The sequence below is a fragment of the Streptomyces sp. NPDC045470 genome (assembly GCF_040646595.1).
Classification (GTDB): domain Bacteria; phylum Actinomycetota; class Actinomycetes; order Streptomycetales; family Streptomycetaceae; genus Streptomyces.
In genome coordinates, this window is sequence record NZ_JBEZAN010000045.1 from 1 (window position 1) to 9148 (window position 9148).

At 67.3% G+C, this 9148-nt stretch carries 8 protein-coding genes and 3 pseudogenes; 8 read left to right on the top strand and 3 right to left on the bottom strand.

Annotated features, from left to right (window positions below):
- Positions 1-443: 443 nt before the first annotated feature.
- Positions 444-623, top strand: a pseudogene (locus tag AB0A97_RS41280) (ATP-binding protein); the annotation flags it as partial.
- A gap of 248 nt (positions 624-871) precedes the next feature.
- On the opposite strand, the gene AB0A97_RS41285 reads toward AB0A97_RS41280, so the two are convergent.
- Positions 872-1609, bottom strand: coding sequence for a VOC family protein (locus AB0A97_RS41285; RefSeq protein WP_361161162.1), 738 nt, complete (start codon positions 1607-1609; stop codon positions 872-874).
- Positions 1610-1773: 164 nt separating this feature from the next.
- On the opposite strand from AB0A97_RS41285, the gene AB0A97_RS41290 reads away from it, so the two are divergent.
- The 7 genes and pseudogenes from AB0A97_RS41290 (at position 1774) to AB0A97_RS41320 (ending at position 6628) form a co-directional block, all read left to right on the top strand.
- Positions 1774-2391, top strand: a complete 618-nt coding sequence (locus tag AB0A97_RS41290) for a hypothetical protein (RefSeq protein WP_361161165.1) — start codon at positions 1774-1776, stop codon at positions 2389-2391.
- Positions 2392-2674: 283 nt separating this feature from the next.
- On the top strand, positions 2675-3037 hold the full coding sequence (locus AB0A97_RS41295; protein ID WP_361161168.1) for a transposase: 363 nt from the start codon (positions 2675-2677) through the stop codon (positions 3035-3037).
- A gap of 271 nt (positions 3038-3308) precedes the next feature.
- On the top strand, positions 3309-4007 hold the full coding sequence (locus AB0A97_RS41300; protein ID WP_361161171.1) for a Clp protease N-terminal domain-containing protein: 699 nt from the start codon (positions 3309-3311) through the stop codon (positions 4005-4007).
- 296 nt (positions 4008-4303) lie between these two features.
- Positions 4304-5506, top strand: coding sequence for a pentapeptide repeat-containing protein (locus tag AB0A97_RS41305; protein WP_361161174.1), 1203 nt, complete (start codon positions 4304-4306; stop codon positions 5504-5506).
- Between the two features lie 53 nt (positions 5507-5559).
- Positions 5560-5691: a hypothetical protein gene (locus AB0A97_RS41310; RefSeq protein ID WP_361161183.1), complete on the top strand. Its 132-nt coding sequence runs from the start codon at positions 5560-5562 to the stop codon at positions 5689-5691.
- A gap of 264 nt (positions 5692-5955) precedes the next feature.
- Positions 5956-6076: pseudogene (locus tag AB0A97_RS41315) on the top strand (IS5/IS1182 family transposase); the annotation flags it as partial.
- 258 nt (positions 6077-6334) lie between these two features.
- Positions 6335-6628: a hypothetical protein gene (locus AB0A97_RS41320; protein ID WP_361161177.1), complete on the top strand. Its 294-nt coding sequence runs from the start codon at positions 6335-6337 to the stop codon at positions 6626-6628.
- Between the two features lie 398 nt (positions 6629-7026).
- On the opposite strand, the gene AB0A97_RS41325 is transcribed toward AB0A97_RS41320, so the two are convergent.
- Both AB0A97_RS41325 and AB0A97_RS41330 read right to left on the bottom strand, forming a co-directional pair.
- On the bottom strand, positions 7027-7782 hold the full coding sequence (locus AB0A97_RS41325) for an SDR family oxidoreductase (protein ID WP_361161180.1): 756 nt from the start codon (positions 7780-7782) through the stop codon (positions 7027-7029).
- 1081 nt (positions 7783-8863) lie between these two features.
- Positions 8864-9148, bottom strand: a pseudogene (locus tag AB0A97_RS41330) (FAD-dependent oxidoreductase); the annotation flags it as partial.

Below are 9148 nucleotides of genomic sequence, written 5' to 3' on the forward strand. Positions count from 1 at the left end.
GCCGGACAAACTCCCACTCGGCATCCGACAGCTCATGTCGACGTATCACCCGACCATGATCCAACACGCAAGATCATTTGAAGACACCGCCTAGGCCTCCCACTCGTTCCCTTTGCCACCCTCGCTGGGAGGCGCTCAACGCCATGGAGGTTGCTCCAGCCTCCAACCGCGACCGAAACATGGCGTGACGTCGAATTCAGGCGTCGTTTCGACGGGTGTCTTCCGCACCGCTGGGAATTGGGCTTCGAGCAATCAAGCCTTAGCCATATCGCGCGGGCCTTGCGGCACCCCGCCCTGGACGCCTCCAGACCGATACCGCTTTCCGAGCATGCTGTTGTCCCCTCACGCTTTCGCGCTCAAGTAAGCCCGGCGAACCAAGAACCATACCTCCATGTTCATCCCGACTGCTTCGGGGATACAACGAAGCGCCGCACGGCGCACGCTGGGCCAAGACCTTCACCGACCCCAGGCTCTGCGCGGCCATCGTCGACCGCCTGTCCTTCGGCGGCCACATCATCGAGACCGGCACCGACTCCTACCGCCTCGCCCAGACCAAGGCCCAGGCCGAACGCACCGACACAGGATGGCCCTGTACACACCTGCTCGTCTGGTCCGAAAGCTGACAGCGCCAGTATGGGAACTCGGTGGCCATGGCAGTGGAGTCGCGGTGGAACATCTTGCGGGAGCAACTGGACGAGGCCCGCGAGCGTGCCGGTGAGCTGCCGGGGCATGTTCGGGTCTGTTGAGCGGCTGTGGCTCGTGCGGATGACGGTGGCCGAGACAATAGCCGGGTGGCAGCAAACGGCGCGGCAGTGTCAGATGCGGTACCGCTGGCCAGCGGTAGGCACTGTGCCGACTGCATCGCCACGTATCAGTTGCGCGTGTCCTCAGGCAGGTCCTTCGCCATTTCCTCGGCCAGGGCGAAGCAGTCGGTGAGACGTTTGCGCTCGCTGTCCTGAAGGGGTGTCGCTCGCACGAGGGCGAGCAGGGCCCGGGCCCGCTCGGGGTCGTCTTGGCGCAAGGCGAGGTCCGCGCGGTACACGAGGGCTTCGATCAGGTCCGCGGGGTGCGCTGTCTCCTGTTCCCGGGCCAGGTTCGCGTCCAGGATCTTTGCGGCCTGGGCGGTGTCTCCCTTGGAGTCGCCGAGGACGACGGCGTTTTCCAGGGCCGTGGCCAGCTTGTTCGTCGGCGACGGCGCGGCGCCCGGCTGGTCCTTCTCCGGGGTGGTGAAGATCCGGATCCAGTTGCCGCCCGGATCGACCATGGTGAACCCCGTGCGGCGGCCGTCGTTCTTGCGCTTGCGGGGTGTGGTCATCCGCGGGATTCCGGAGACGGGCACCTTACCGTACGCCGCGCGCAGGCCCTGCGCGAAAGCGCGGTGCAGGGCGGCAGTGTCGGGGACGTAGAGCGCGCACGCGCCGTAGGAGTCGGCGGGGTCGAAGCCCTCGATAGCGAAGAAGTGCATCTCCAGGTCTTCGCGGCGCATGGCCAGGTAGGGGTTCGGGCGCATCTGCTGATAGATCGTGAAGAACCCCAACGCCTCGTAGAACGGGGCGACATCGTCGATCGAGCGGCAGGGCAGCTGAGGTATGGCCACCTCGTTGGCCATGTTGGACTCCTCGGTCGGCCGAAAGATGTCTTGTGGCACAGACTAGCGGGCCCCGAGGCGAGCGTGAGCCGCCCGGCACCGGTACGCGGGCATCCGCTTGGGTGGATTTGGGTGCGCGGCGTTGTGCGTTCGCGCACGAGGCCCTGCCGGCTGGTAGCCAGGCTGTGAACGCTGGCAGCGGCGGCTTCGGCCAGCCGGTGATCTGCCAGGTTCCTCACCCGTATCACCATCGCCTCCGGGCGGGCGGCGAAACGGTCTGCGCCGGGGGCTCTGGCCCAGCGCGGGCGTCCTCGCCCGCCGAGGGTGGTGGCCTGCCGCAGGCGACGATTGCGGGCGAGGACCTGGTACCAGGCCGCGGCGAGCAGCATGCGGGCCAGCTCCTGTTCTTCGTCGTGAGCGCGGCCCACCGGCGTCTCGCGGTGGTCGAGGTCCAGGCGGTGCACGGCGTCGGTCAGGCGCGCGGCGAGTTCATTGCCGACGGCGCGCATCCGCAGGCCCGCTCCGCCGTACGAGGCGCCGGTGGACTCGATGCCGATGAGCGATGCTTCGTCCACGGGCGCGGCCGCGGTGTAGGCGAGGCGCAGCCGCTGGTCGATGCCTGTTCCGACGGTGCCAGCCTCGGTGCCGACGCCGGGCGGCGGCATGAGGACGTGGTCGGTCCGGTGCTGGGCGCGGAAGCTCTCGCGCAACGGCTTGGGACCGGCCGACAGCTCGCAGTCCAGGAACCGGCCCAGTGGTGTACGTGGAGTTGCCTCGAAACGGACGCTAGGCAGGCGGACTGACAACGTGCCGCCCACAAGGAGTAGATAGCGGTACCTGCAGAGCAGCGGTTCACCGAATCGTGTGATCCAGGCCCTCGGCTATCGGTGGATACGGCAATGGATACGGGCTGTCACGCTGCACCTCACAGCCTAAAGGCTCACAATTCAACGCGCCTACCTGGGGAAATGGGCTGTGAGCCTCATGGTGACAGGCGGCTGAGAAGAGTGGGGGCGCCCCTACGATCTTCGCTATGAGTAGCGAGACAACCGCTGGGTGAGTGTTTTCATTCCTCAACGCAGGTCAGTGGGTGCCCATGATGGTCATGGTCACGCCCGCAGACATGCCGACCGCGACGCCGCCCGCGAAGTCCTGTGGCATCTGCGCCTGCCCCACCCGCAGTTCACTCACGTCTGGGCTGGCTCCGGCTACGGCGGGCGGCTCGTCGAATGGGCCGAGGGCTTCCTCGACCTGACCCTGGAGACCGTCTCCCGCCCCAAGGGCGCCAAGGGCTCCGTGATTCTCCCGTTGCGCTGGTGCGTCGAGCCTACCTTCGGGTGGGTGATGAAGGCCCGGCGCGATGTCCGGGCCTACGAAAGGCTTCCGCAGGTCAGCGAGGCGCACCTGACCTGGTCCCTGGTCACCTTGATGAGCCGGCGCATCGCCTAGTGTCAGGGCCAGGTCCGCTGGACTGACGCACGGCCAGCTGGTCATGGACGTGACTTCTGCGTCTCCGCCGAGAGCATCGCCAAGTTCCACCAGAGCTTCCCCACTGAAGGTCCGATCCGCGGGACCAGCCGCGTCGGGCTCAGGAAGACCGTCAAGTCGTCCGTTGCGGAGATCGAGTATCGGCTCGGCCGTCCCGAGGGCATAGCCACACTCGTCACCAGCATGGCTGGTACGCCTTGACACCTTGCAATTGTCAAGGCGTACTTGCCTCATGGCTCTTCCGGACCTGGACGATCTCATCGCGGAAGTCGATCGGAGATGTGACAACGCGCACCGCCCCGGCGGACAGGACCAGCCTGACTGGCTCGCCCTTCTCACAGTCGCTGCCCAACTCGCGGGCCAACTACAGGCCCTGGCAGACGATCTGGTTGAGGACTACGTCGAGCACTGCCGGATGCACGGCAACTCATGGACGGACATCGGCACAGCCCTGGGCGTGACCCGGCAAGCGGCCCAGCAACGCTTCCACGCCCCGCACAAGCGCTACAGCCCCGAGGTCATGACGGATGACCTCCGCGAGGCCATGGTCCACGTCAAGCAGGCGGCGGTGCACCACCGCAACAACTACATCGGCACCGAGCACCTGCTCTGGGGACTGACCGTGCAGAGCAACAGCGCCACCCGACTCCTGCAGACGGTCGGCGTCCCACCGGAAACGGTCCACCAATCCGTCGGCACCCGGCTGAGCATGGGCGCCTCCCAAGCGGCCGAACGGATCGCCTGGACACCCTACTCCCGCAAGGCCATCGCCATCGCCGAGGCAAGTTCGGAGCAGAACGGCTTCGACCGCATCGACTGCGACGACCTGTTGATCGGACTCGTTCAGGTCGGCCGCGGGGTCGCCGCCGACGTCCTGACCGAGGCCGGCTTCGACCCGGCCGCCCTCGACGCCACACCTGTCGACGTCTGAACTTATCAGGCCCACGGTGCTCACCACTCTCCTTGAACTGCGAGGGCACGGCTCCCTGCCCGGACTTGATTGAGGCCCACCGACGAGTCCCGTCTCACTCGAGTCCGGGGGCACCGCAGGTCAGCGCAACACGATGCCCGGACTTATTCGAGTCGGGACACCCCGGGCGCATCACCTGTGGCACCCTTTCTACCGTGCCGGAATCACCCCTCGCCCCGAGCCCTGTTCCAAGAGACGCACATCGCACCCTAGGGCTGTGGCCTATTCGCCGAGCTTTGACAATTTCCGTAATAGCTGTGATCTTATTGCTGGCCTCCAGCTGGCTCTTTATAACTTGGTATCTCGGGTCCCCGCCCAGAGCAGACCCGAAGGCGCTGGATGTTGCAGCTCAGCTGGACCTTTTGAAACTTGTATTCGCTATGGTCGCTGGCGTAGGTGCTCTTGTCGCGTTGGTCACCGCCTATCGCCGTCAGCGACTTGACGAAATCGCCAGTGAGCGCGCAGAGCGAGTTCAGGCACATTCGAAGGAGGTGGCTGACGCAAATATTCATGACGCAACCGAACGCAGGGTCACAGAACTCTACAGTCACGCCGTGGAGCAGCTGGGGCACGAGAAGGCAATGGTTCGACTGGGCGGGCTTTACGCTCTTGAGCGGCTGGCCCAGCAAAACCCGGAGCACCGCCAGGTCGTCACTGAAGTAATTTGCGCCTACCTTCGAATGCCGTATGCCCCGCTCTCCGAGGATGCCGTGGCATGCCCAGGAGCATCAGCCCTTGATTCTGATGCTCTGCAGGAACGGCAGGTCCGTCGAGCGGCGCAGGAGATTTTAGCTAAGCACCTGCGTAAGGCGCCGCCCGGCAGTCGACTCCAGGAGGGCGCGCCGGGCCCGTCCGAGGGATGGCCCGCTTACTGGCCGGGAGTCACGCTGAATCTGCGCACTGCCGTACTGCTCGAAGTGGACTTCTCTGAGTGTCATTTCACTGAATGTGAATTCAGTGGAGCGAGGTTTGTCGGGCAGGCGCGCTTTTCCGGCGCAGTCTTCCGTCGTACGGCGAGTTTCACCCATGTCGAGTTCGAAGGCGGAGCCGCATTTGACGGCGTAGAATTCTTCGGTCACCTGTTTTCTCGTGATGCGAAGTATGGGGGTGTGGCAGATTTCAGGGGTAGTGGATTCCATCGGCAGTTCCAATTGGTGTGCGAGGAATTCACCGGCCAGGTATGGTTTACGGACTCCGTATTTCACGCGGACGCTCGATTCGTCAATCCAGCGCACCCAAGGAGCCATCCTAGATTTCACGCAGGAATAGACCTTTCCGGTGCCAGGGTTCTGAATACCTCAGAAGTTGTTATGCTGCCTCCCGGATGGGTCACCGAAGAGGACGGCGCGGGGCGCGCTATCGTGAGTGAAGGCGGTGATCAATTTCGAGGTGCTGGAGGCAACTACCGCCCCCCGTACCCGAGGCAGGGGCAGAGGCCGGATCCTCGTTGGGCGGGTTAAGCCGGTGCCCTATGTGGTGATGGCTCGTTGGTCCGCTCATGGGGCGGGTATGTTTGAGTTGGATTGTTCCGGACGGGCTGTGGGAGATCGCCGAGCCGTTGGCCCCATCGTCGAAGGGGAAGTACACCGCCCCGGCCGCCACGTCGGCCCGGGCGGTGATCTGCGAGATGGACGCGCCGCCGTAGCCGCTCGATGATCACCTCAGCGGCCGCGGTCAGGATGGTGCGCCGTGTGGCCACTGCCCGGCCCTGCACGACGCCCTCCTGGGTAAGGCGGCCGCTTCAGTTGAAAGCCAGAAAACACTCGTCTGCTCGGCCAGCAGCGACAGCTCCACCGGCGTCCGGGTCGGGCCGTCCGCACACAGCAGCGCGTCGCCCAGCTCGAAGAACGCATCCGCCCGCGCGGACAGACACCCGTAGAAAGCCGTCGGAAGCGCGACAGTTCCGCACTACGAGCGGCTTCCGCAGGTCAGTGAGGCCCACCTGACCTGGGCTCTGGTCACCTTGATGAGCCGGCGCCTGACCAGCAAAGGCCCCCCGCACGGACTGGACGAAGAAGCCGCAGCCCACCGTCTGACCTCCGGTGGGCCGCCACTGAACCTAATCCGTCACCGGCATCACCGGCGCCGAGCGGCGCATTCAGCTAAAACCCACAAAGCCGCTACAGAGCAGCCAAGACGGCGCGCCGGGGCGTGGAGGAGTCGCGGCGGCATGACGGTCCCTGGGAGTGCCCTGAACACGGAGTGGGAAGTCAGAGAGGGCGCCAAGGGCCGGTGCGCACACGTCGCTTGTCCCGGCCCCGAGACATCTTGCCGATAGGAGCACAATCATGGCCGTCATCGCCACGTTCTTCGTCCCCGGTACCGGGTCGGAACTCTACGACAGCTACATCGAGCGCCTCACCGACGGAAAGGGCTTTACCAACGTCGCTGACCTGCCTGTTCCCGGCCTCCTTTCGCACGCTGCGGGCCCAGCCGACGGCGGCTGGCGGATCACCGACGTCTGGGAGTCCGCCGAAGCCTACGAGGCGTTCGCGAAGGTGCTCGGCCCGATCCTCGCTGACCTCGGGTACGGCGACCTCCAACCGGAGGTCGGCCCGGCCCACAACGTCGTCACCCGCTGAGCCACTGTTCCTCAGCTCCGGTCGAGGCGGCACATCCTTGGGGCCCGCTCCCCAGGACCCGTTCGCCAGCGTCATCGAAAAGTCGCGGACGCGGTCGAATGGTAAAGCAAGGCTTGCCACAACTGGCTCACCAACACCAGGGCTTCCGTTCGGGGAGCGGTCGCAGTGACCGCTCCCCGAATGCGTTTACGCGGCCGGCTTTCCCGGATCAGCCCGCCGGCTGCGGCGATTGGGGTTTAGGGACGGGCACTCAGGACCACGAGAAGGGCGGACCACCTGCCCGGCAATCACTCCGGAGAGTCACCGAACGACCAGACCCGTGGTGAAGGAACAAGCTGACCGGCGGTCGCCGTGCCGTCTGGCTACCGCAGGAGCCGTTCCGCCGGTCCGTGGACGGGTCAGCGCAGGGTGTAGCCGCCGTCGGGGTAGAGGGTGGAACCGGTCGTGAAGCCATTGGTGAACAGGAACATCACAGCGTGGGCGATGTCGTCCTCGGTGCCCAGCCGGTGCAGGACCGTATCCCTGCGGTACTGCGCGAAGGCGTTTTCACGGTCTGCGGCCGGACGCTGTGCCCAGAGGTTGCCGTCGACGGTGCCGGGCGAGACGACGTTGACGCGCACTGGTGCGAGTTCGAGGGCCAGCCCCCGTCCGAGCCCTTCGATCGCAGCGTTGCACGCGGCGTAGGCGGGTGCGGGTGCCGGGGGCCGCGCCCCTGCGGCACCGGACATCAGTACCACGGACCCATCCGCCGCCAGCTTGGGCGCGGCACGTCGCACGGCGTGGTACTGGCCCCAGAATTTGGAGACGAACGGGCTTGCCGCCTCCTCGTCGCTCAGCTCCAGCATCGGGCCCACCTGGTAGGAGGCGGCGGAGGTGAACAGGTGGTCCACGCGGTCGAGTTCCGCGAAGAACGCCGCGAGGGAGGCGCCGTCTGTGATGTCTACGGTCCGCCAGGTCGCCGAGTCACCCACCCGCTGCGCCGCGGCGGCCAGGCGCGCGGGGGTGCGGCCTCCCAGTACGACGCGGGCGCCGGCTGCGGCCGCACGATGCGCGACCCGCAGGCCGATACCCGAGCCACCGCCGATCAGGACGACCGTGCGCCCTGTGAGGCGCCCGTCGTGGTGGGTTTCAGCGTCAAGGGGCAGGGGGCTCATGGCGGTTCCTCATCGCGTCGCACATACATGATCAATATTCAGCAACCCGCCGACGAAGGGCGCTATTCCGCCCCACCGTCCTGGCGGCGAGCAGCGGTGCCACCCCGATGCCCCGGAGAACAGCTACCGGGATCTGAGCAGGGAGAAGACGGCCGCCCGGATCAGGCAGCGCTCGTCGCTCGAAGCCCCGGCCACGCGGAGCGCGCGCCGACGTCTTCGTGGGCGAGTTCGGTGCCCGGTCCGGGCCACAGTGTTGCTCCGACCGGGGCGCAACCTACGGTCCTGCCCAGTGAGGGCGCAGTCGTCCGGGGCGGCAGCCCGGCCCGCTCGGCACGGGCTCGACGCAGGGCCGCAGCCTCGGTCGCCGTGGCCTGGCGGTGTCGCTCGGCACGGATCTGCTCAATCGGGGCCGGCGCGTCGTCGGGGACGACGGCCGGCTCGGGGAACGCGCGGCGGCTCAGCTCACGCATCGCGGCAGTCTGCCGCTCCACCGTCTCCGCGATGCCCGGGTCTGCCCGACGCGGCGGCGCGACCGCCCGGTGCGCGGCGGTATCCGCTTGAGGCGGTCTGCCGGGTACGCGGCGGCCCGGCGGCCGCAGGCTACGAGTCGACGTCGGCCAGCAGCTCGGGCACCGGCACCGTGCCGGGCGCCAGGATCCGCAGGATGCGTACGACGGTCCGGCCCGCCGACTGGTTGGCGGCCGCGACGGCCGGCGGCGGTGGCGCCCCTCCGCCTGGCTGGGCGGGCTGCTGTACGGGACTGGTGTCAGGGGCGGTCCGGCATCGTCGGGCGCTGTCAGCTCCTCTCCAGCAGCGGCTCGCTTGGCGGGTGCCGGGGTTGTCAGGCGGTGGTGTGGTGCTGTCGCGCCACGGGACTGTGAGATCCGGTGCTGTGGACGGGCCGGGGGTGACGGTGATGGAGGAATCTGCTCGGTGGCGAAGCCGCGGTGCATGTCGTCGGTCTTGCTGTGGTGCCACTGGTGCGGGTGCGGGCGGCCGCCACACCGGATCGGTGCGGCGGCCGTGGGTGGGACCGGCTCGTGGTCCGCGTCAGTCAGCACAGTGGCGGATCGCCCCGGCGTCACTGCCCCTCTGGCACGGCGAACCACTCCGCCAGCCCGGCCGTCGACGTACGCGCCTGCGCCCCGGCGTCGGCCGCCCAGGCCGTGAAGCCGTCCGGACGGACGAGGACCGCCGCCAGTTCCGGGCGGGACGGGCAGCCGGCCGTCAGGGTGCCGACGCGGCCGGCATACCCCGCAGCCAGAGCCCGCGCTCCGGATCGTCGGCGAGGTCCATACAGGAGCGCCCGGCCGCCGTGGAGGTGGTCCGCGAGGCGGCCGCCGTCGGTGAGGTCGAGGTCCGGGGC

What these genes read in the sequence shown, in the direction of transcription:
- AB0A97_RS41285 (WP_361161162.1), bottom strand. Translation starts at nt 1,609, where the DNA reads ATGGCCAACGAGGTGGCCATACCTCAGCTGCCCTGCCGCTCGATCGAC.
- AB0A97_RS41300 (WP_361161171.1), top strand. Translation starts at nt 3,309, where the DNA reads ATGGCTCTTCCGGACCTGGACGATCTCATCGCGGAAGTCGATCGGAGA.
- AB0A97_RS41320 (WP_361161177.1), top strand. Translation starts at nt 6,335, where the DNA reads ATGGCCGTCATCGCCACGTTCTTCGTCCCCGGTACCGGGTCGGAACTC.
- AB0A97_RS41325 (WP_361161180.1), bottom strand. Translation starts at nt 7,782, where the DNA reads ATGAGCCCCCTGCCCCTTGACGCTGAAACCCACCACGACGGGCGCCTC.